The sequence below is a fragment of the Lentzea fradiae genome (genome assembly GCF_900100955.1).
In the GTDB taxonomy this organism is placed as follows: domain Bacteria; phylum Actinomycetota; class Actinomycetes; order Mycobacteriales; family Pseudonocardiaceae; genus Lentzea; species Lentzea fradiae.
Genome location: NZ_FNCC01000001.1, coordinates 292,525 through 314,084 on the forward strand (window position 1 = coordinate 292,525; position 21,560 = coordinate 314,084).

At 70.3% G+C, this 21,560-nt stretch carries 21 protein-coding genes and 1 tRNA gene; 16 read left to right on the forward strand and 6 right to left on the reverse strand.

Features of this window, described 5'->3' with window-relative positions:
- From kamD to BLT23_RS01390, 9 genes are all read left to right on the forward strand, one after another.
- Positions 1–1,569, forward strand: coding sequence for a lysine 5,6-aminomutase subunit alpha (gene kamD / locus BLT23_RS01345; RefSeq protein WP_176946540.1), 1,569 nt, complete (start codon positions 1–3; stop codon positions 1,567–1,569).
- Positions 1,566–2,327, forward strand: a complete 762-nt coding sequence (gene kamE / locus BLT23_RS01350; RefSeq protein ID WP_245743423.1) for a lysine 5,6-aminomutase subunit beta — start codon at positions 1,566–1,568, stop codon at positions 2,325–2,327. Before kamD ends, kamE begins: the two co-directional genes overlap by 4 nt.
- A complete protein-coding gene (gene kal, locus BLT23_RS01355) occupies positions 2,324–2,722 on the forward strand; it encodes a 3-aminobutyryl-CoA ammonia lyase (RefSeq protein ID WP_090044648.1) in 399 nt (132 codons plus the stop codon). Before kamE ends, kal begins: the two co-directional genes overlap by 4 nt.
- 481 nt (positions 2,723–3,203) lie before the next feature.
- A complete protein-coding gene (locus BLT23_RS01365) occupies positions 3,204–3,563 on the forward strand; it encodes a GntR family transcriptional regulator (protein WP_090044652.1) in 360 nt (119 codons plus the stop codon).
- A 276-nt stretch (positions 3,564–3,839) separates the two neighbouring features.
- Positions 3,840–5,006 (forward strand): acyl-CoA dehydrogenase family protein, encoded by a 1,167-nt coding sequence (locus BLT23_RS01370; protein ID WP_090044653.1) that lies wholly within the window; start codon positions 3,840–3,842, stop codon positions 5,004–5,006.
- On the forward strand, positions 5,003–7,105 hold the full coding sequence (locus BLT23_RS01375; protein WP_090044655.1) for an acetate--CoA ligase family protein: 2,103 nt from the start codon (positions 5,003–5,005) through the stop codon (positions 7,103–7,105). Before BLT23_RS01370 ends, BLT23_RS01375 begins: the two co-directional genes overlap by 4 nt.
- Before the next feature lie 243 nt (positions 7,106–7,348).
- Complete coding sequence (rho, locus tag BLT23_RS01380) at positions 7,349–8,374, forward strand: transcription termination factor Rho (protein ID WP_090044656.1); 1,026 nt, start codon at positions 7,349–7,351, stop codon at positions 8,372–8,374.
- A 20-nt stretch (positions 8,375–8,394) separates the two neighbouring features.
- Positions 8,395–9,525 (forward strand): Glu/Leu/Phe/Val dehydrogenase dimerization domain-containing protein, encoded by a 1,131-nt coding sequence (locus tag BLT23_RS01385; RefSeq protein WP_090044658.1) that lies wholly within the window; start codon positions 8,395–8,397, stop codon positions 9,523–9,525.
- A 10-nt stretch (positions 9,526–9,535) separates the two neighbouring features.
- Positions 9,536–9,955 carry an SRPBCC family protein gene (locus BLT23_RS01390; RefSeq protein ID WP_090044660.1) on the forward strand — a complete coding sequence of 140 codons (420 nt, stop codon included), beginning with the start codon at positions 9,536–9,538 and terminating at the stop codon, positions 9,953–9,955.
- Here BLT23_RS01390 and BLT23_RS01395 read toward each other — a convergent pair.
- From BLT23_RS01395 to BLT23_RS01405, 3 genes are all read right to left on the reverse strand, one after another.
- Positions 9,952–12,348, reverse strand: a complete 2,397-nt coding sequence (locus tag BLT23_RS01395; protein ID WP_090044661.1) for an ATP-binding cassette domain-containing protein — start codon at positions 12,346–12,348, stop codon at positions 9,952–9,954. The genes BLT23_RS01390 and BLT23_RS01395 overlap by 4 nt on opposite strands.
- 53 nt (positions 12,349–12,401) lie before the next feature.
- Positions 12,402–13,118 carry a GNAT family N-acetyltransferase gene (locus BLT23_RS01400; RefSeq protein ID WP_090044663.1) on the reverse strand — a complete coding sequence of 239 codons (717 nt, stop codon included), beginning with the start codon at positions 13,116–13,118 and terminating at the stop codon, positions 12,402–12,404.
- Between the two features lie 75 nt (positions 13,119–13,193).
- A complete protein-coding gene (locus BLT23_RS01405) occupies positions 13,194–15,302 on the reverse strand; it encodes a hypothetical protein (protein ID WP_090044665.1) in 2,109 nt (702 codons plus the stop codon).
- A gap of 260 nt (positions 15,303–15,562) precedes the next feature.
- Between BLT23_RS01405 and BLT23_RS01410 the strand changes: the two genes are divergently transcribed.
- Entirely contained in the window at positions 15,563–16,348 is a 786-nt protein-coding gene (locus BLT23_RS01410; protein ID WP_176946541.1) for a bestrophin-like domain, read from the forward strand.
- A gap of 51 nt (positions 16,349–16,399) precedes the next feature.
- Here BLT23_RS01410 and BLT23_RS01415 read toward each other — a convergent pair whose 3' ends face one another.
- A complete protein-coding gene (locus BLT23_RS01415) occupies positions 16,400–16,594 on the reverse strand; it encodes a PspC domain-containing protein (RefSeq protein ID WP_090045664.1) in 195 nt (64 codons plus the stop codon).
- 67 nt (positions 16,595–16,661) lie between these two features.
- A complete protein-coding gene (locus BLT23_RS01420) occupies positions 16,662–17,267 on the reverse strand; it encodes a TetR/AcrR family transcriptional regulator (RefSeq protein ID WP_090044668.1) in 606 nt (201 codons plus the stop codon).
- Positions 17,268–17,717: 450 nt separating this feature from the next.
- Here BLT23_RS01420 and BLT23_RS01425 point away from each other — a divergent pair, with 450 nt between their 5' ends.
- From BLT23_RS01425 to BLT23_RS01440, 4 genes are all read left to right on the forward strand, one after another.
- On the forward strand, positions 17,718–18,485 hold the full coding sequence (locus tag BLT23_RS01425) for a polyprenol monophosphomannose synthase (protein WP_090044669.1): 768 nt from the start codon (positions 17,718–17,720) through the stop codon (positions 18,483–18,485).
- Positions 18,486–18,574: 89 nt separating this feature from the next.
- The gene (locus tag BLT23_RS01430; RefSeq protein ID WP_218133597.1) at positions 18,575–19,363 is read left to right on the forward strand and encodes a MerR family transcriptional regulator; all 789 of its coding nucleotides are present in this window, start codon (positions 18,575–18,577) and stop codon (positions 19,361–19,363) included.
- Between the two features lie 10 nt (positions 19,364–19,373).
- Positions 19,374–19,670 (forward strand): hypothetical protein, encoded by a 297-nt coding sequence (locus BLT23_RS01435; RefSeq protein ID WP_090044671.1) that lies wholly within the window; start codon positions 19,374–19,376, stop codon positions 19,668–19,670.
- A complete protein-coding gene (locus BLT23_RS01440) occupies positions 19,667–20,146 on the forward strand; it encodes a TspO/MBR family protein (RefSeq protein ID WP_090044673.1) in 480 nt (159 codons plus the stop codon). Before BLT23_RS01435 ends, BLT23_RS01440 begins: the two co-directional genes overlap by 4 nt.
- Before the next feature lie 6 nt (positions 20,147–20,152).
- Here BLT23_RS01440 and BLT23_RS01445 read toward each other — a convergent pair whose 3' ends face one another.
- A complete protein-coding gene (locus BLT23_RS01445; protein WP_090044674.1) occupies positions 20,153–20,584 on the reverse strand; it encodes a DUF4383 domain-containing protein in 432 nt (143 codons plus the stop codon).
- Between the two features lie 125 nt (positions 20,585–20,709).
- Between BLT23_RS01445 and BLT23_RS40460 the strand changes: the two genes are divergently transcribed.
- Together BLT23_RS40460 and BLT23_RS01450 are read left to right on the forward strand one after the other, a co-directional pair.
- Positions 20,710–20,791 (forward strand) — tRNA-Tyr (locus tag BLT23_RS40460).
- 76 nt (positions 20,792–20,867) lie between these two features.
- Positions 20,868–21,359 carry a Gmad2 immunoglobulin-like domain-containing protein gene (locus tag BLT23_RS01450; protein WP_090044676.1) on the forward strand — a complete coding sequence of 164 codons (492 nt, stop codon included), beginning with the start codon at positions 20,868–20,870 and terminating at the stop codon, positions 21,357–21,359.
- Positions 21,360–21,560: the final 201 nt, after the last annotated feature.

The window sequence follows — 21,560 nt, forward strand, 5'->3', positions numbered from 1 at the left end:
ATGGCGTTGCTCGACCTCGACCCCAAGGTGGTCGCCACCGCGCGTGAGCTCGCGGCGCGGGCGGCCGAGCCGGTGGTGTCGCTCGCGAAGGCGCACACCACCGTCGCCGTCGAGCGCGCCACCCTCCGGCTGGCCGGCATCACCGGCGCGGACTCCACCCACCGCGCCGGTGACGTGCCGTGGGTCAACCGCGTGATCGACACCGTGCGCGAGCAGTGCGGGCTGGAGCACGGCGTGGCGCTTCCCGCGTTCCACGCGCTGCGGCAGCACGACCTCGGCACCCTCACCGAGCTCGCCGAGGCCACCGCCGCCGGCCAGGTCCAGTTCACGATCCCCACCGGCAAGGACCTGACGGCCGCGCGGAAGGCCGCCACGTCCGCGGTGGCCAAGGGCATCAGGACGGTCGACCGCAACCGGGCGCAGCGCGACAAGCTCGTCGCCAAGTGGGGCGACCCCGCGCAACGACCGTGGATCTACCTGATCGTCGCGACCGGCGACATCGACGAGGACGTCGTGCAGGCGCAGAACGCGGCTCGTGCGGGCGCGGACATCATCGCCGTCATCCGGTCGACCGGGCAGTCGCTGCTCGACTACGTCCCGGAAGGCGCCACGCACCACGGGTTCGCGGGCACCTACGCCACGCAGGAGAACTTCCGGATCATGCGGGCGGCGCTCGACGACGTGTCCAAGGAGGTCGGCCGGTACGTGCGGCTGACCAACTACGCGTCCGGCCTGTGCATGCCCGAGATCGCCGTCCTGGCCGGTCTCCAGCGTCTGGACATGATGTTGAACGACTCGATGTACGGCATCCTGTTCCGCGACATCAACCCGATCCGCACGTTCGTCGACCAGCGCTTCTCCCGCCAGGTCCACGCCCGTGCCGGCATCATCATCAACACCGGCGAGGACAACTACCTCACCACCGCGGACGCCGTCGAGGCCGCGCACACCGTCACCGTCTCGCAGCTGCTCAACGAGCACTTCGCCCACGAGGCGGGACTGCCCGACCACCTGCTGGGCCTCGGGCACGCGTTCGAGATCAACCCGGAGGTGCCCGACTCGTTCCGGCTGGAGCTCGCCCACGCGCTGCTCGCCCGCGAGCTGTTCCCGGACGCGCCGCTCAAGTGGATGCCGCCCACCAAGCACATGACCGGCGACGTGTTCAACGGCTACCTGCTCGACGGGTTCTTCAACCTCGCGGGCGTCCTGACCGGACAGTCGATCCTGCTCGTCGGCATGATGACCGAGGCCGTCGTGACGCCGTTCCTCTCCGACCGGGACCTGGCGCTGCGCAACGTCCGGTACGTCCTGAACGCGGCGGGCAGCCTCGCGGAGGACTTCCGCCCCGCGCCGGACGGGCTCATCGTCAAGCGGGCCCACCAGGTGCTCGGCGAGGCCGTCGACCTGCTCGCCCGCATCGTCGACGACGGTCTGCTGAACGCGATCGCGGACGGCACGTTCGGCCTGATGAAGCGCCCGGCGGACAAGGGCAAGGGCGCGGACGGCGTGGTCGAGAAGGCGCCCGAGTACTTCAACCCGGCGAGCGAGATGCTGGAGGCAGCTCAGTGAGCGAGGACGTCACGACGAGCAGGTACGTGCGGCCGTACGGCGACACCACCGGCGACGGCATGGTCCAGACGTCGTTCACGCTGCCGATCCCGTTCGGTCCCAAGGCAGACGGCGCGGCGCAGCAGCTCGCGAACAAGATGGGCCTGGACCCCGCGATGGTGGTCCACTCGAACCCGATCGGCGACAACTTCACGTTCTTCGTCGTCTACGGCTCGGTGAAGCACCTCGTCGACCTCGACGAGGTCAAGGTCGTCGAACGCGAGTACCCGCTGCTCTCGCCCGCCGAGGTCAACACGACGCTGAAGAAGCTGTTGCGGCGCAAGCTCGTCGTGGTCGGCGGCTGCATCGGCACCGACGCGCACACCGTCGGCATCGACGCGATCCTCAACATCAAGGGCTTCGCCGGTGAGAAGGGCCTGGAGTACTACCGCGAGCTGAAGGTCGTGAACCTCGGCGCGCAGGTGAGCGTCCCGGAGCTGGTCCGCAGCGCCCGTGCGGAGAAAGCCGACGCCGTGCTGGTCTCCCAGGTCGTGACGCAGCGCGACGCGCACATCCTGAACACGCAGGAGATGTCCGCGGCGTTCCGCGAGGCGATGGGGGACAGGCGGCCCCTGCTCGTCGCCGGAGGCCCGCGCTTCGACCCGCTGATGGCGGGCGAGCTGGGGGTTGACCGAGTTTTCTCCCGGGGTACCACGCCGGGTGAGGTCGCGAGCTACCTGGTGCACGCGATCAAGGAGAAGAAGGGGGTCGCCGCGTGAGCGGGGCTTTGGTCGAAGGCTTTCAGGTGACGCACCGCCGTTACGTGCCGCACTCCCACGCGCACTACGGGGGCAGCCTCGTCGACGGCGCGTACGGGCTCGGCATGTTCGGCGACGTCGCCACGGAGCTGCTCATCCACACCGACGCCGACGAGGGCCTCTTCGCGGGCTACAGCTCCGTCGAGTTCGCCGCGCCGATCCAGACCGGTGACGTCGTCGAGGCCACCGCGACACTGGTCCGGATCGGAAAGCGCTCTCGCGAGATCGAGTTCGAGGCGCGCGTGGTCTGCCGTTCCGCACCGGAACGCGGCCCGTCGGCGGCGGGCGTGCTGCCAGAGCCGATCGTCGTGACGCGGGCGCGCGGCACCGTCGTGGCGCCGAAAGCCGCCGAATAAACCCGAGATCGAGGTCGAACCGGCGGACGTCCTGCTCCGAACCCCTGACTGCGGGGAGGGGGCAGGACGATGCCGTTGGGGAGCAGGCACCGGTTGCGCCGCGGCGCACTCGCCGCCTTCACCGCCGTGGAGCTGTTCGCGGCCTCCGCTTACCCGGCCCGCGCCGATCCGCCGTCCGTCGTGGACAGTGCCGCGATCCCCACCCTCCGGGACCGCGTCTCCGAAACCAGGCCCGCCAGTGGCGCAGGTCTGCCGACGATGCACCTGACCTGCGGTTACGTCCCGCCCCCTGTCGGAACCGAGGCCACCTTCGCCGGCTCTTGGCCCGGCAGATCGGCCTGCACTTCGTAGGTGTCTCATTTCGAGCGACGTGCGCACCACGCACGGGTGAACGAGGACCAGACCAATCTCCGCTGATTCGACCGCAACCTCCCGGGCACTCCTCCGTTGGTCAATACAGAGGTAGTGACATGCCGGGAGGATGGCCGCAGTGAAGATCGACCACCAAGGGGACCTTCCCCCGTACGAGCAGGTGCGCGTGCACTACGCACACGCCATCTCGAACCGAGAGCTGCCGGTGGGGGCCAAGCTGCCTACGGTGCGTGCCCTGGCGAAGGACCTGGGCCTGGCCGTCAACACGGTCGCGCGCGCCTACCGCGAGCTGGAGGAGGCGGGCCTGGTCGAGACGCGGGGCCGCGCCGGAACCGTGGTCAGCGCGAACGGTGACAGCAACCGCGAACGCGTCCGCGCCGCCGCCGCCCAGTACGCGGCGATGTCCGCCGAGCTGGGCCTCAGCTCCGCCGAGGCGCTGGACATCGTCCGCGCTGCTCTGAACCGCTGACGACGTTGTCCAACCGCTGCCCGCGGGTGCGTGGGCAGCGGAACCCTCGGCTCCTTCCACGCGGCGTCACCGCGTTCGTGCCCACCCCGAGCCGCCGAAAGCGGCTGTCAACCCACCGTTCGGCGATCAGTGGACAACTCCGCGTAGACCGCTCCACGAAAGGGTCGTCACACGCCGATCCATCACCCGTTCGCGACCTTCCAACCTGCTGAAACGCCGCTAGGCTGCCCCGTGGACCGCGAATAACTGACTCGTCAGTCAAATTGGGAGTGGGAGATGGGGCGGACCGTCCGCGACGGCCTGCGGCTCACAGCCGACCAGCACCAGTTCGTCGAGCTCGCCCGTGAGTTCGCCGCCTGCGAGATCCGCCCGCGCGCGCGAGCCGTGGACGAGGCCGACGTCGAGTCGCCGCTCGACCTGTGGGAGAAGGCGGCGAAGCTCGGGCTGACGAGCTTCATGATCCCCGAGCGGTTCGGCGGCGGTGGCGTCACCGACCTGCTCACCCAGGTGCTCGTCCAGCAGGAGCTGTGCCACGGCGACATCGGCATCGGCAACCTGATCACCTCCAACGGCTTCTTCAGCGCCCCGGTCGAGCACCTCGGCACCGTCGAGCAGCAGGAACGCTTCCTCCGGCCGTTGGGGACCGACACGCCGCCGCTCACCGCCGTCGCGGTCACCGAACCCGGCAACGGCTCCGACGCGGCCGGCATCCAGACGTTCGCCAGGCGCGACGGCGACCACTACGTCCTCAACGGACAGAAGACCTGGATCTCCAACGCCCCCTACGCCGAGCACTTCGTCATCTTCGCGACCGTCGACCCGTCGAAGCGCGCCAAGGGCGTCACCGCGTTCGTCGTGCCGAGGGACACGCAGGGCCTCGAAGTCGGGCCGCCGTTCCGCAAAATGGGACAACGCGCGATCGTGAACGCCGAGGTGTTCCTCGACGACGTGCGCGTGCCCGCGGAGAACCGGCTCGGCGAGGAGGGGCAGGGGTTCGTCGGGCTGATGCGCACGTTCGACGCCTCGCGCATCCTCATCGGCGCCGCCACGACCGGACTCGCCCGCGCGGCGCTGGACTTCGCCAACGACTACGCGCGCACCAGGACCCAGTTCGGCGTGCCGATCATCCAGCACCAGGCCGTGGCGTTCCGGCTGGCCGACATGGCCACCCGCGTCGACACCGCGCACCTGCTCACCGTGCGCGCGGCGGCTCTGTACGACGACGGTTTCGAGGTCGCGCAGGAGTCCGCGATGGCGAAGCTCGTCGGGTCCGAGAACGCGATGTGGTGCACGCACGCGGCCGTGCAGACGTTGGGCGGCTACGGCTACTCGCGCGAGTACCCCGTCGAACGCTGGATGCGCGACGCGAAGCTCGAAGAGATCGAGGAAGGCACCTCGGACATCCAGCGCCTCATCATCTCCCGGGGACTCGGTGCGAGATGATCTTCTCCGATCCCGCGTCCGTCGCCGTCGTCGGCGCCAGCGACGATCCCGCCAAATGGGGCCACTGGCTCGCCCGCGGAGCGCTGGTAGGACGTGACCGCCGCGCCGTGCACCTCGTGAACCGCGGCGGCGGCCCGGTGCTGTCCGAACCCACGGTCCGATCGTTGTCGGAACTGACAGAAGCCCCCGAACTGGTGGTGCTCGCCGTGCCCGCGGCCCACGTGCCGGCCGTCGTGGACGAGGCGCTCGCGGTGGGGGTGCGCGGGTTCGTCGGCATCACGTCCGGAATCGACGAGGCGGTCGTCCGCCGCATCCGTGCCGCGGGCGCCCGCATCCTCGGACCCAACTGCCTGGGCGTGTACGACGCCGCGACGTCGCTGCACCTCGCGTGGGGCCGGTTCCAGTCGGGCTCGCTCGGGATCGTGTCGCAGAGCGGCCAGGTAGGGCTGGAGATCGGCGGACTCGCAGCGACGTCCGGACTCGGCGTCTCGCGGTTCGTCTCGGTCGGCAACCAGGCGGACGTGACGGCGACGGAAGCGTTGCTGGACCTGGTTTCCCACGACATGACGACCGTCGTCGGCCTTTACCTGGAGAGCTTCGGACCCGGCATCGTGCCGGCGATGGCGGAGCTGCGCGCAGCCGGAAAACCGGTGGTACTGCTGACGGTCGGCTCTTCGGCGGCGGCCCAGGAAGCAGCTCTGACACACACGGGCGCACTGACGTCATCTTTGGACGTCGTCGACGCGGCTTGCCGTCGTGCGGGCGCGATCCGAGTCGCGACCCCGGCGGCACTGGTCGACCTGGCGGCCGTTCTGTCGGGCGGAATACCGCGCGGGCGCCGGATCGGGGTGATCTCGGACTCCGGCGGTCAGGGCGCGATCGCGGCCGATCTCGCCGTCGCCGCCGGTCTGTCCGTGCCTACGCTGACGTCCGTGGACGGCCTGCCCGAGGGTGCGTCCCGCCGGAACCCGATCGACCTGGCCGGGGCAGGCGAACGGGACCTGGCGAACTACGCCCGCGCCGTCGAAGTGCTGGCACGCGGGGGAGAAGTCGACACGGTCGTGTTGTCCGGGTACTTCGGTAGCTACGGGGAGGACACCCCTTCGCTGGAGTCCGCCGAGGTGGCCGTCGCCGAGCGGATCTGCCGTGCGGCAGCGGAAAGCGGCGTCACCGTGGTGGTGCACAGCATGCGTCCCGACTCGGCGGCGGTGCGGGCGCTGCGGGCGGGCGGGGTGCCGGTGCAGCACACGATCGAGCGGGCCATGGCTGCGCTCGGTGACGCGACACGGCTCGCTTCGCTGGACGAACGGTCCACTCGCGCGGCGAGCAGGCCGGGAATGTCGGTGCCGGCTGAAAGAATGAAAGCAGGGGGACCCCCTGGAGGGGACCCCTGCGCGAGCTTGGCCGCCCGCGAGACCTCGACCGCCGGCGAAAGACAGGTCGCGCGAACAAACGCGCCCCCATCGTGCAGACCGGGCTACCTGACCGCCAGAACCCTGCTGGACTTCGTCCGCTTCCCCCGAGCCCACGCCGTGACCAGCGTCGCCGAGACAAGAGCCACGCCCCTCAGGGGCCCCTACGCGCTCAAAGCCGACTGGCTCGCCCACAAGAGCGAACACGACGGCGTGAAAACCAACGTCACCGACCCCGCCGCGGCGTTCGAGGAGATGCACGCCAGGCTCGGTCCCGGCACCTACGTTCTCGAAGAGATGGACACCCGCGAGAACGCCGTCGAACTGATCATCGGTGCCAGGCAGGACCACTCGTTCGGTCCGGTCGTCCTCGTCGGGGCGGGGGGCCTGCACGCGGAGCTGTTCAACGACACCGCGATCGAACTGGCCCCGGTCACTCCCGCCACAGCCCGTGAAATGCTCGACCGGCTCGTCTGCGCGCCGTTGCTCAAGGGGTGGCGTGGGGCGCCCGCGCCGGACGTCGAGGCGTTGGCCGAGGTCATCGCCCGGATCTCCGAGATGATCTCGGCACGGCCGGACCTCGCCGAGATCGAGCTGAACCCGGTACGGGTCGGGCCGGACGGGGTGGTGGCGGTCGACGCGCTCGTCATCCCCGACAGGCCACTGCAAGAGGAGTGCGCGGAATAACCGGCGCGCATCGGGCGTTGTCTGCTACAGTCCGTTCATACCGGCAGTGCGCCAGGCGCACGTAAGTTCCGGCCAGCCGCTGGAAGATCACACTCCGCGGCGACGAACCCCAGTTTCTGACGCTGGTGGATCGCATCCGACGCCCTCTCCGAACAGGGGGCATCGACGAGCGCTCTCCTCCGCACACGATGTGCGGAGTCGATGAAGCGCACCTTCGAGCTACCCTCCTGAAAGGACAGACCCGTGAACGTCGGTCTACTCGACATACGCAACAACAAGGCATTCCTCCCGGACGGGACGGTGGTGCCGCAAGGGCTGGTGCGTCAGCACGACCTGCGGCGCGGCGACCGGATCAGCGGTGAGGCGCACGACGGCAAGCTCGTCAGCGTCGACACCGTCAACGGGCTCAAGCCGCACCGCAGGCCGAGGTTCGAGGACCTCACGCCGCTCTACCCCAACGAAAGGCTGCGGCTGGAGCACGACCCCCACGAGCTCACCAGCCGCACGATCGACCTGGTCATGCCGGTCGGCAAGGGGCAGCGGGCGTTGGTCGTGGCGCCGCCCAAAGCCGGTAAGACCGTTGTGCTGCAACAGATCGCTCAGGCGATCGCCAAGAACCACCCCGACGCGCACCTCATCGTCGCACTGGTCGGGGAACGGCCGGAGGAGGTGACGGACATGCGCGCCACCATTCCGGGCGAGATGTTCGCCTCCACGTTCGACGAGCACCCGAAGCACCACATCGCCGCCGCCGAGCTCGCGGTGGAGCGGGCCAAGCGGCTGGTCGAGGACGGGCGGGACGTCGTGGTGCTGCTCGACTCGCTCACGCGGCTCGGCAGGGCCTACAACCTGGCCGCGCCCAACGGCGGGCGCATCCTCAGCGGTGGTGTCGACGCGGGGGCGTTGACACCGCCGAAGAAGTTCCTCGGCGCCGCCAGGAACATCGAGGAGGGCGGCAGCCTCACGATCTTCGCGACCGCGCTCGTCGAGACCGGGTCCACGGCCGACACGGTGATCTTCGAAGAGCTCAAGAGCACCGGCAACGCCGAGCTGAAGCTCGACCGGAAGGCCGCGCAGAAGCGGATCTACCCCGCCGTCGACCTGCACCAGTCCAGCACCCGCAAGGCCGAGCTGCTGGTCTCGCCGCAGGAGCTGGCCATCACGGACGCGGTGCGGCGGGCGATGGCCGACCGCGAGATCGACGTGCTGCTGGAAGGGTTGCGCAAGACGAAGACGAACGCCGAGTTCCTCGTGCAGATGGCGCGCTGACCGACCCGTAGGGTTGGGCGGTGAGCTTTCTCGAAGTCACGTGGACGGACCCGGCGACGCGGGCGCGCGGGCACCTGGTCATCGACCGGCTGGTGCGCGGGGTCAGCAGCGGCGGACTGCGGATGCGGGCCGGCTGCACGCTCGACGAGGTGCGCGGGCTGGCACGGGGGATGACGGCCAAGGAAGCGCTGAACTACGAGCCCGGCGCGCGGTACGTGCCGCTCGGCGGTGCCAAGGGAGGCATCGACTTCGACCCTTCCGATCCGAGAGCCGACGAGGTTCTCACGAACTACCTGTACGCGATGTCGCCCTACATCGAACGGTTCTGGACCATGGGGGAGGACCTGGGGTTGCGGCAGTCCACGATCGACGCGGCCATCGAGCGGATCGGGTTGCAGTCGTCGATCCAGGCCGTGTATCCGTTGCTGGACGACGAAAAGACGGCGCGCCAACGACTTGCGGACGCCTTCCGGGTCACTGTGGACGGTGTCGGGCTGGACGAGCTGGTCGGCGGCTACGGTGTCGCGCAGGCGGCGCTGATCGGTGTCGAGCACCTGAACCTGAAGAACCCCACCGCTTTCGTGCAGGGTTTCGGTTCGATGGGAGGCGCGACCGCACGCTATCTCCAGCGCAACGGCGTCAAGGTGGTCGGACTGGCGGACGTGCACGGCGTCATCGCCAACCCCCGCGGACTGGACGTCGAAACCCTTCTGCTGTCAAGAGATCCCAGCGGCGGCATCGACCGCACCAAGCTGACGGAGAACGACGTGCGGCTGGACGGGGAGCGGTGGCTCGACGTCGAGGCGGACGTGCTGGTTCCCGCCGCCACCAGCTACGCGATCCACGCCGGCAACGCGCACCGGGTGCAGGCGTCGCTGGTCGTCGAGGCGGCGAACATGCCGATGACCGAGGACGCGGAAGCCGTGATCGACGCACTCGTCATCCCGGACGTCATCGCGAACTCCGCCACGAACTCCTGGTGGTGGTGGACCCTGTTCGGCGACGTCGAACCGACTGCGGCCTCGGCGTTCGGCAAGATCGACACGAACATGCGGCGGCTCGTCGGACAGGTCATCGCGCGGCCCTCGCCCCGCGCCGCGGCCAGGGAGATCGCCGCCGACGCGGTCGAGGAGATCGACAAGCGGTTCTAGACTCGGGCCCATGCCCGGTCTACAGCACTCCGTCACGATCGCGGCCCAGCCCGAACGGGTCTGGGCGGTCGTCACCGACGTCGAACGGTGGCCGGAACGCATCCCCACGGTGGACGAGGTGGAACGGCTGGAGCCGGGACCGCTGGCCGTCGGGTCGCGGACGCGGCTGAAGCAGCCGAAGCTGTCCGAGGCGATCTGGACGGTCACCGAGCTGACCGGCGGGACGTCGTTCACCTGGGTCTCGAGGTCGCCTGGCCTGTTGATCACGGCCGGGCACGTCGTGGAGCCGGACCCCGCCGGGGCCCGGCTCACGCTCACCCTGAAGCTCTCCGGACCGGTGGCGCCGCTCGGCTGGCTGATGACCAGAGCGCTGACCAGGCGGTACGTCGAGACCGAGGCGGCCTCCGTGAAGAAGGCCGCCGAGGACTAACGCTTCTTGCGCCGCGCCGGAGCGCCCACGTAGTCGGCCAGGTGCTCGCCGGTCAGCGTGGAGCGGCCAGCCACCAGCTCGGCCGGGGTGCCCTCGAACACGACCTTGCCGCCGTCGTGACCGGCGCCGGGACCCAGGTCGATGATCCAGTCGGCGTGTGCCATCACGGCCTGGTGGTGCTCGATCACGATCACCGACTTGCCCGAGTCGACGAGCCGGTCCAGCAGGCCGAGCAGTTGCTCGACGTCGGCGAGGTGCAGGCCCGTGGTCGGCTCGTCGAGGACGTAGACGCCGCCCTTGTCGGCCATGTGCGTGGCGAGCTTCAGGCGCTGCCGCTCACCGCCGGACAGGGTCGTCAGCGGCTGGCCGAGCGACAGGTAGCCCAGGCCGACGTCGTTCAGGCGGTCCAGGATGGCGTGCGCGGCGGGCGTGCGGGCGTCACCGGAGCCGAAGAACTCGACGGCTTCGGACACCGGCATGGCCAGCACCTCGGAGATGTCCTTGCCGCCCAGCTTGAACTCCAGCACGGCCTGGTCGAACCGCTTGCCCTCGCAGACGTCGCACGGCGTCTCGATGGTCGCCATGATGCCGAGGTCGGTGAACACGACGCCCGCGCCGTTGCAGTTGGGGCACGCGCCCTCGGAGTTCGCGCTGAACAGGGCGGGCTTCACGCCGTTGGCCTTGGCGAACGCCTTGCGGATCGGCTCCAGCAGACCGGTGTAGGTGGCCGGGTTGGACCGCCGCGAGCCCTTGATCGGGGTCTGGTCCACGACGATCGCGCCCGCGTCGCGCGGCATCGACTGGTGGATCAGCGACGACTTGCCGGATCCCGCCACGCCGGTGACCACGGTCAGCACGCCGAGCGGGACGTCGACGTCCACGTCGCGCAGGTTGTTGGCGGACGCGCCGCGGATCTCCAGCACACCCGTGCGCTCGCGGACCGACGGCTTCAGCGACGCCCGGTCGTCCAGGTGCCTGCCCGTCACGGTGCCGCTCTCGCGCAACCCCTCCAGCGTGCCCTCGAAGCAGATCGTGCCGCCGTTGCGACCGGCGCCGGGACCGAGGTCGACGATGTGGTCGGCGATCGCGATGGTCTCGGGCTTGTGCTCGACGACCAGGACGGTGTTGCCCTTGTCCCGCAGGCGGAGCAGCAGGTTGTTCATCCGCTCGATGTCGTGCGGGTGCAGGCCGATCGTCGGCTCGTCGAACACGTACGTCACGTCGGTCAGCGCCGAGCCGAGGTGCCGGATCATCTTCACCCGCTGCGCCTCACCGCCGGACAGCGTGCCCGCCGGGCGGTTGAGCGACAGGTAGCCGAGGCCGATCTCCACGAACGAGTCGAGCGTGTGCGCGAGCTTCTCGATGAGCGGCGCCACGCCCTTGTCCTCGACGCCGCGGATCCACTCGGCCAGGTCGGTGATCTGCATGTCGCACAGGTCGGCGATCGACTTGCCCTTGATCTTCGACGACCGCGCGGCCTCGGTGAGACGGGTGCCTTCGCAGCCGGGGCACGTGCCGAACGTCGCCGCGCGGTCGACGAACGCGCGGATGTGCGGTTGCAGCGCCTCCCGGTCCTTCGAGAGCATCGACTTCTGCAGCTTCGGGATCAGGCCCTCGTAGGTCAGGTTGATGCCGTTGACCTTGATCTTGACCGGGTCCCGGTAGAGGAAGTCGTGCAGCTCCTTCTTCGTGTACTCGCGGATCGGCTTCGCCGGGTCGATGAAGCCGGACTGCGTGAACGTCTGCACGGTCCACTGGTTGTCGACGTTGTAGCCGGGCACCTTGATCGCGCCCTCGAGGATCGACTTCGACTCGTCGTAGACCTCGGTCAGGTCGATGTCGGAGACCTGGCCGCGGCCCTCGCAGCGCGGGCACATGCCGCCGGTGATGGAGAACTCGCGGCGCTCCTTGACCTTCTGACCCGCCTTCTCGATCGTCACGGCGCCCGCGCCGGAGATGGAGGCGACGTTGAACGAGAACGCCTGCGGGCCGCCGACGTGCGGCGCGCCCAGGCGGCTGTACAGGATGCGCAGCATCGCGTGCACGTCGGTCGCGGTGCCGACCGTCGAACGCGGGTCGGCGCCCATCCGCTGCTGGTCGACGAGGATCGCCGTGGTGATGCCCTCCAGCAGGTACACCTCCGGCCGCGGCAGCGTGGGCATGAAGCCCTGGATGAACGCCGAGTACGTCTCGTTGATCAGCCGCTGCGACTCCGCGGCGATGGTGCCGAACACCAGCGAGCTCTTGCCCGAGCCCGAGACACCCGTGAACACGGTCAGCCGTCGCTTGGGGATCTCGACGTCGACGTCGCGCAGGTTGTTCACCCGCGCGCCCTGAACGCGGATCAGATCGTGGGTGTCGGCGTCGTGCCGAGCTGGTGCTGTCCTGGTCATGGCGCAGAACCTAGCCCGGACGACCTGGCCGTGCCTTCTCGATTCCTGACCGGTTACGCGCGGATCCGGTAGTGGTAGGCGCTCACCTCGCGGAACCCCGTCCGCTCGTACAGGCGGAACGCCCCCTGGTTCGTCCGCACCATCTGCAGGTACATGTGGTTCGCCTCGCGGGACGCGGCCCAGCTCGCGAGCGCCGCGAGCACCGACCGCGCCGCACCCTGCCCGCGGGCGTGCGGCAGCGTCGCCATCCCGAACACCCCGGCCCACCCGTCCTCGTCGACGGCCCTGCCCACGGCCACGATGTCGCCGTCGACCTCGGCGTACGCGTACGCGCCGGGGTGCTCGATGCGGCTGAGCAGGTCGCGTTCGGCGCTCACGTCGCGGTTCGTCACGGCGTGCCACGCGGTCAGCCACTCGTCGGTGGGCCGGGAGCTGACCTCGCCCGCGTCCGCGTGGGACTGCCTCAGCACGTCGGCGGTCGACGCGATCTGCAACGACATGTCGTGGCTGCGCGCGTAACCCCGGTCGCCGAGCCGCTCGTCCAGGTCGTCCGCGCACACGCCCGGCGTGATCTGGAACCGCACCTCGGACCCGCGTGAGGTGCAGAACTCCTCCGCGAGGTCCACGCGGTCCTCGCGGTCGTGCGGCAGCACCGATCCCACCCACCAGGCGTCGCCGGGGGAGTGGCGCAACCACCAGCCGCCCGCTTCCTCGACGTGGGCGGCCGGCTGGGCGCGCGCCGCGTACTCCTGCAACGTCTTCAGCAGCACGCGGTGCTACCACCCCCGGGACGCGGTGATCTCCATGGATCCCTTCTACCGCATCCGGGCTCGGAACGACATGGATCAGCGCCGGCCCAACCCCGCCAGAGCACTCGCCACGACCGCCATCCCGACGATGCTGATCACCGCCGCGGCGCCGCCCACCGCGGGTTTCGACAGCTGCCGCACCTCCGAGACCGGGCGCGGTGGCTGCGGCTCGGCCGGTGCGGGAGGGTCCGGTTCGTCCGGCGCCGGTGAGGACGGCGGCGGCGGTGTGACCGGCGGTGGCTGCACGGGCAGCGGCTCGGCCGTCACCGACTCGATCCGCACGACGGCGCTCTCGGTGACCGCCTGGCCCACTCCCCGCCCGGACACCGTCAGCCGGGCGTTCACCGGAACCGTGACCTGGCAGGTGTAGGTGATCCGCTCGAACGGCCGCAGCACCGGGAACACCCGGCGGCACGCGGCGGGCTCGCCCTCGACGCGGACGTTCTCGATCGTGTGCGGGGACGGGTTGCCGACCGTGATCGTCACCGTCACGACCTCGCCCTCGGGAGCACGGTCCGTCGACCACACCGCGGTGATGGTCAGCCGCGGGTAGATCACCTTCACCTGCACGGACGCCGTCGCCTCGACCGTGCCGCCGAGCTTGTCCGACGCCGTGACGGTGGCGGTCAGCGCGCCGCTCTCCTCCCCGGCGGGCGCCGTGCAGTCGACGGTGGCGCCGGCGCCGGGGTCGAGCCGGTCCTGCATGGGCTCGCACCCCGAAGCGGCGCGGGCGGTGAGGCCGTGCAGCGGCGTGTCCCCGGTGTTCGTGACGGTCGTGGTGAACGTGACGGCCTGGCCCGGCAACGCCGTCACCGGTTCGGCCGGCGCGGTGGCCCGCAGCGCCGGGTGCAGCACGTCGACGGTGGACGCCGCACCGGCGGTGAGCTGGTCGCCGGCGAGGCTCACGCCACCGGCCGTGACGGTGGCCTGGTAGTCGTCCTGGGCCGCTGTCGACGAGCACGTGCGGGTGGCCGTGGCGTGTGGCGCGAGCGCACCGATCTGCTGGCCGCACACGGTCACCTCCGCCGCCGGGGCGTCACCGGCGTTCGTGACCGTCGCCGTCTGCGTGACCGTGCCGCCGGGGTGCGCCTCCGCGTGTTCCGGCGACACCGCGAGGACGAGCTCGGGCAGCGGGAACGACCAGGCGATGCTCTGCACCAGGAACGCGTCCTCGTCGCGCTGGAACGTCAGCTCGGCGCTCTTGGAACCGGGCTGCAGGACGCCGTCGGGCACCGTCAGCGTGCGGGCGTCGACGCTCATGTTGTTGGGGTGCGCGGAACCCTGGGCCGACGACGCGAACACGTTGCGGCCGCCGACCGAGGTGCCGTTGACCAGCAACTGGTCGCCTTCGCCCGCCCAATCGCCCTCGTAGGCGGTGAAGCTGAGCCGGACGCTGCCGCCCGCCGGATGCGTCGGCGCGATCGGCGTGCGCAGGACCGGCACCCTCGTGGGGAGGCGGACGTGACCGCCGTGCACCGTGACGTGCCGTTTGGCCGGCGCCGCCGCCGTGGCGGCCGGGAACTTCCAGACGACGGTCAGCGACCAGCCGCCGAAGCAGTCGAAGCCCTGGGGCGTCCAGACGTTGCCGACCGTCACCGTCCCGCCGGTGACGTACCGGGTTACGTCGGCCTCGGCGCTGTAGAAGGCGTTGTCGGTGCCGCTGATCTCGCCCGGCGCGTCGGCGCGGAACGAGCCGGGGCTGATCGCGGTGCCGTTGAACAGCACCGGGTCGCGCGGGCCGCCCGGCGGCGGGGTGGCGCGGTCGCACGCGGTGTTGCCCGCCCAGCCGAGCTTGGCGTAGGCGACGGAGGCACCCGGCGGGAGGGCGAGCTGGGCGCTGGAGGAGTTGAACGTCCGCGAGTCGCCGTCGGTGTCGGTCCACGACATGCGGTGCGCGTTGTTCTGCGCCGACGGCCCACGCCCCTGCTGGTGCAGCGCGTCCACACAGGACTGCGGCGGATACCGGGGCAGCGGCCCGGCCTGCTCCCGCGTCGGGCACGTCACGACCGACTCGCCGATGATCGCGACGTCCCCGTACACCGCCTCGTCGAACTGCGTGCGCCACACCTCGGCCGCGCCGACCGGCGGCCCTGGTGAGAGGAGGGCGACCAGCAGCGCCACGGCGAGGAGGATCGGGACGCGCATGCAGGGCCTTCCGGTCGGGTCAGCCCAGGTTGGCACGCGTGGTCCGGCTTGTCAGCGCGCGCTGACCAGGGCGTCCTCACTCTCCGTCGAGGACGGTGGCGCCGCGGTTCTCCTGTTCGGGTAACGGGTGTTCCGCGCGGGGTCCGATGTGGACCGGCTGTGCACGGGTTCGGACGAGGTTGGTCTCGTCGGGCGGGGAAGTGTGCCGGGAAGCGTGAAGTTGGTGGTCAACGGCGTCCGGCTGTGGGGAGATGGGAGTCATGTGGACAGCTCTGCTCGTCGTACTCGTGTCGGTGGTCGTCGCCGCCGTCGCCTGCGTCCTGTTCGGGCGGGGGCGGGCACGGTCCCACGAGCAGGCCGACGACCGGGACGCGGACTCGCGCGGGTTCCTCGGTGCGGTGATCAGCGGGCTGTTCATCGTCGCGCTGGCGTTCTACGTGGTGATCGTGTGGGAGGAGAACGGCGCCGCCGAGGACAACGCCGCACGGGAGGCCGCCGCCATCGCCGACATCTACTGGCAGACCCCGGTCCTGCCGCAGCCGCAGCGCGACGTGATCCGCGGGCTGCTCACCGAGTACCCGAGGCTGGTGGCGGAGAAGGAATGGCCGCAGCTGGCCGTCGGCGAGGCCGACCCGGCCACGACCGCGGCGCTGCACTCGCTGCACGCGGAGGTCGTGAGCCTGCCCGCCACGCCGGACGTCGTGAAGAGCGCGCGCGAACGCGCGGTGGAGCGGTTGCGGGAGATCACCGACCTGCGGCGCGAGCGGCTCGACTCGGCGGGCGGGCTCGACGCCACGGGCATGATGATGCTGGTCGGCACCATCGCCGGGTCCGTGGCGATGGTGGTGTACCCGTTCCTGATCGGGTTCACGGCGCGTGCGCGGCACGTCGTGCAGCTGTGCCTCACCACGGCCGTGCTGGCGCTGGTGTGCGTGCTGTGCCTGGGGATGATGCAGCCGTTCGACGGGTTGTTCCAGGTGGAGCCGGAGTCGTTCACGAGCCTCACGGAGGAGCTGGCGGAGATCCCCGTCGACCGGAGCCGATGACACGCCACCGCCCACGCACGCCGTGGCGCACGTGGGCGGAGCCGCGGGCGGTCAGTAGCCGCGGTCGGGCATGATCACCCAGAGCACGAGGTAGACGACGAACTGCGGTCCGGGCAGAAGGCAGGACAGCAGGAACAGAAGGCGCACGGTGCCCGCCTTCATCCCCCAGCGCTGGGCCAGCCCCGCGCACACACCCGCGATCCTCCGGTTGGTCCTGGGCCTGCTCAAAGCAACTGTCGTGGTCATGACTCCAGGGTGCCCAAAAATCACCGCTTGCCGCATCGGGGACGAACCCTGGTTGAACCCGGAGGCGTCATCCCACCGCGGCGGACGACAGCTGGTCGACGAACCGCAGGCAGGTCGCGCGCATCACGTCGACCGTCATCGCCCGCGAGCCCGCCAGGACCTGCAGCGCCAGGCCGTCGAGCATGCTGACCAGCATGTTCGCCAGCTCGACCGGATCGCCGGGCGCGAGGATCTCGCCGGACGCCTGGCCGTCGCGGAAGATGCTCGCCACGATGTCGCGCCACTCGCCGTAGAAGCGCTCGTTGAGGTCCTGCAGCTCGGGGCTGCGGATGGCCTCCACCCACAGCTCGGCCCAGACCTTCCACGCCTCGACGGTCTCCGCGCCTTCCGGCAGGTAGGACTCCACCACCATGCGCAGCCGGGAGAGAGGTGGCTCGTCGGACTCGAGGATCCAGCGGCGGCGGGTCACCGACTGCTCGAAGCAGTGCTCGAAGGCGGCGTCCGTCAGTTCGCGCTTGGTCTCGAAGTAGTAGTGCACCGTGCCGCCGGAGACGCCGGCGTCCTTGGCGACGTCGGAGACGCGCAGGTGCCGGAAGCCCTCGGCCGCGATGACCTTGCACGTGGACGCGAGGATCTGGGCCTTGCGTTCGGCTTCCACGCTTGGACGGGGCATCCGCCGTCACCTCCTGATTTGTGGTGAACCTTACCGAAAGCGGGAACACGCCCGGTGCTCGTCAGGCGGTCCGGGTGGGGCCGGCGGCACGGTTTCGTCCGCTCGGTCCACCGCTGCCTGCCGAATGCCGGGCGGGGAGTGGGACGTGCGCCGGGCGCTGCGCGTTCCACGGTGTTCCCGAGTCCGGGAGATGCCGTCGCGCCCTGACATTTTCGTCAGGTGCCGGTGCGGGCGACAGCTCCTCGGGCAGGCGGCGCGCCAAGGTCGGAGGTGGAGGTTCCGTCACTCGGAAGGCTGGGCTCTTCGCCACAGGTGCCCTGGTGGCGACGCCGCCGCGGGGGACGCAGACTACTCTGGCGACTTGGCTAGGAGCCTGGCCCGAGTGGGTGATGCCCGCTACGGGCCTTGTGGCGTTGGCGCTGGGCTTCACCCGACGACGGAAGGACTCGAATGGCGCAGCAGCCTGACCAGGAACTCGGGCAGGTGCTGGTGGTGATCCCGACCTACAACGAGCGGGACAACATCGGAAAGATCGTCAAGAGGCTGCACACGGCGGTGCCCGAGGTGCACGTGCTGGTGGTCGACGACGGCAGCCCCGATGGCACCGGCCAGCTCGCCGACGAGATGGCGGCCGCCGACGACCGGATCCACGTGATGCACCGCACCGAGAAGGCCGGTCTGGGCGCCGCGTACGTCGCGGGCTTCCAGTGGGCGCTCGACCGCGGCTACGGCGTCATCTGCGAGATGGACGCCGACGGGTCGCACGCCCCCGAGCAGCTGCACCGGCTGCTGGACGCGCTGCCGCAGGCCGACCTCGTGATCGGCTCGCGCTGGGTGCCCGGCGGCGAGGTCGTGAACTGGCCTGCGCAGCGCAAGGTGCTGTCGCTGGGCGGCTCGCTGTACTCCCGGCTGGCGCTGGGCGCGAACGTCCGCGACATGACCGGCGGCTACCGGGCGTTCCGCGCGGACACGCTGCGCAAGCTCAACCTCGCGTCGGTGGCCTCCGCCGGGTACTGCTTCCAGATCGACCTGCTCTGGCGCACGATCGAGCTCGGCTTCCGCGTCCGCGAGGTGCCGATCACGTTCCAGGAGCGCGAGTTCGGCGAGTCGAAGATGAGCGGCAACATCGTCCGCGAGGCCCTGGTCCGCGTGACGAAGTGGGGCCTGCGCCGCCGCGGCACGCAGCTCAAGGAGCTCTTCGGCGGCAAGAAGAAGTAAAGCGCCACGGCAACGCCGGACCGGCCCGACGCGGGCTGCTCCGGCGTCCGCGCATTACGATTCGAAATCGATGCAGCGGAGGTGACGCGGTGGAGTGGAGTGCTGGAGCGGTGGCGCGGATGCTCGGCATCGCGCCGACGACCCTGCGCACGTGGGACCGCCGGTACGGGCTCGGTCCCAGCACGCGCCAGGAGGGCAAGCACCGCCGCTACAACGACGACGACCTGGCGCGGCTGCGGCGCATGGTGGAGCTGACCGGCTCCGGTGTGGCGCCCGCGTCGGCCGCGGCGACCCTGGTCGCGCCCGAGGGGCTCGACTTCGTGTCCGCCGCGGACCGGATGGACGCGGCGGGCATGCGGCGGGTGGCCGCCGACCTGATCGCGCGCCACGGCGTCGTGCACACGTGGGACGCGGTGCTGGTCCCGTTCCTGGTGGAGATCGGCGAACGGGTCGCGTCGACCGCGGCCGGCGTGGAGATCGAGCACGTCGCGAGCGGGAGCATCACCGACGCGATGCGGGCGTCCGGGGTGGTCGTCGGCACGCCGTCGGTGCTGCTGGCGTGCGCGCCGGACGAGCAGCACAGCCTGCCGCTGGACGTGCTGGCGGCGGCGCTGGCCGAGAAGGACTGCGTGGCCCGCAACCTGGGCGCCCGCGTGCCCGCCGACGCGCTGGTCAGTGCCGTGCGGCTGGTGCGGCCCGCGGTCGTGGTGATCTGGGCGCACGACCGGGTGTACGCCGACCAGGTGCCTCTCTCGGACCTGGGCGACGTTCCGGTGCTGGTCGCGGGCTCGGGATGGGCCGGTGTGGAGCTGCCGCCGGGGGTGGCGGTGGTCGACACGCTGCGCGGTGCGGTTGAAACGATTCTGAGTCGAATCTAGACTTGGGGGCATGAGCCTCGCCGACCGCATGATCCGCCTGCTGTGGGCGGCCGCGGGTGAGGACGTGGCCGAGCGCGTGCTGCGGTCGCACTGGAGGGTGCTGCCCTCCGACGATGCCGCGGGGAGGGCGTTGCGGGACCGCCTGGTCGGGGTACTCCTGCGGGAGCTGCCCGGCGAGTTCGACAAGATCCGCCGGGCGGTGCTCGACGACGAACTGTCGTTGCTCGACGACGCCGGGCGGGCGGCACCCAGCCGCTCGTCGGTGCTCGCCATCGTCCGCGCCTTGCCAGTCTGGAGTCCTCGATGACCAGCTTGTCCCTGCAGCGCAGGCACCCCGTCCGGGTGCTGCTCGTCTTCCTCGCGGCGGTCGTCGTCGTGGCCGTGTTCGGCTCGCTGTTCTCGATCTCCGCGGGTGACGAGTACAGCGGCCTGCGGCAGCCGTCCTGGGCACCGCCCTCCTGGCTGTTCGGCCCGGTGTGGACGGTGCTCTACGGGCTGATCGCGCTGTCCGGCTGGCTTGCGTGGCGCGGTAATGCCCGGCGCCGCGAGCTGACGCTGTACGGCGCGAACCTGGTGCTCAACGCGTTCTGGACGCCGTTGTTCTTCGGGCTCGGCTGGTTCTGGCCCGCGTTCGCCGAGATCGTGCTGCTGTGGCTGACCGTCGTGGCCCTGGTCGTGGTGTTCTGGCGGCACAGCCGGGTCGCGGCGCTGCTGCTGGTGCCCTATCTGGCGTGGGTGAGCTTCGCGGGTGCGCTGAACTTCTCGATCGCCACGCTCAACTGACGGTCCTCAGTTCACGGGGGAGTCGCTGCGCTTGCGTTCGACCGCGGTGGTGGCCACGCCGAGCAGGATCATCCCGGCGCCGAGCCCGAGGTGCAGCCAGTTGTCCGCGGTGTTGATCGGCAGGAAGTTCGCGCCGGTGTGCTCGCCGATCGCGGAGCCGTAGACCCACAGGACCACGTAGACGCCGCCGCCGACCACGAGGAACGCGCGGGAGAGCGGCGGGCTCTTCTTCGCCGCGAACAGGCCCAGCACACCGAACAGCAGGTGCACGAGGTTGTGCAGGATCGAGACCGCGAAGATCCCCAGCAGCAGTGCGCCGGAGTGTCCCGCGAAGGTCATCTCGTCGTAGTGCGTGGTGATGCCGGGGATGAAGCCGAGCACTCCGGCGAGCAGGAACGCCACGCCGGCCACCGCCGCCGCTGTCTGTACAGGTCGCATGATCGACGGATACCCGGCCGTGCGCGGGATGAACGTGCACGGAAAATCGATCGCCCGCGCGTGGGTCCTGCTGTCAGGATGGAGCCGTCAGCGCAGGTCAGAAGCCTGAAAATGACTTGCGCCGAGGTGGAGAGGGGGCTGTGGAGCCCCGCCCGTCTGTAAAACGGGAGCCCTCGCGCGAAGGCGGTTCGACTCCGTCCTCCACCACCGGTGACCCACCCGGGTGAACCGTGCAACGACCTCCTTCCTCCCGGCGACTTGGCTGTAGAGGAAAGGGGATCTCATGTCGATCGAAGTGCAGCAGCCGAAGCCGCTCGGGCTCGTGGGCAGCACCGTCCTGATCGCCGGCACGGCCGGCGGCGCGTTCGAGGCCGCGTTCAGCTACCGGGTGCACGAGGGGCACGACGAGGTCGTCGGCGGGTTCACGGCCGGCGACGGGGCAGGCGGGCACGGGCAGTTCCAGGTGGAGGTCGACGTCTCCGGCGCGGCGTTCGCGCTCGACCGGCTCTTCGTCGAGGTGTTCTGGCGCTCGCCCAAGGACGGCGAGGAGCTCGACAAGGTCATCGTGCCGGTCGTCTACGGTCCTCGGATCGTGCCGGGCTACCGCGTCTACCAGGAGTACCAGATCAAACCGGGCGACACTTTGTGGGGAGTCGCCACCCAGTTCTACGGCGCGGGCAACCTCTACACGCGGCTCGTGAGAGCGAACCCGCACGTCATCACCGACCCGAACGTGGTCAGACCGGGGGATGTGATCCGGATCCCGCAGGCGTGATCCTCGCGTCTTGCTCGACGCGGGCACGAGGGAGCGCCCGGTGGGTGAGTTGGGCCACGGGCTCAAGTGAAGCTGTGCCGAGGACCTGGTGCCTTGTTGGTTTCATACAAAGCACGCTGCTCAACTCGCTCCGCTCCAGCGATTTTCCTACCGGGTAGTAGACGAGAGTGTGTACACCGATTGGGCGGCGACTGCCGCTGA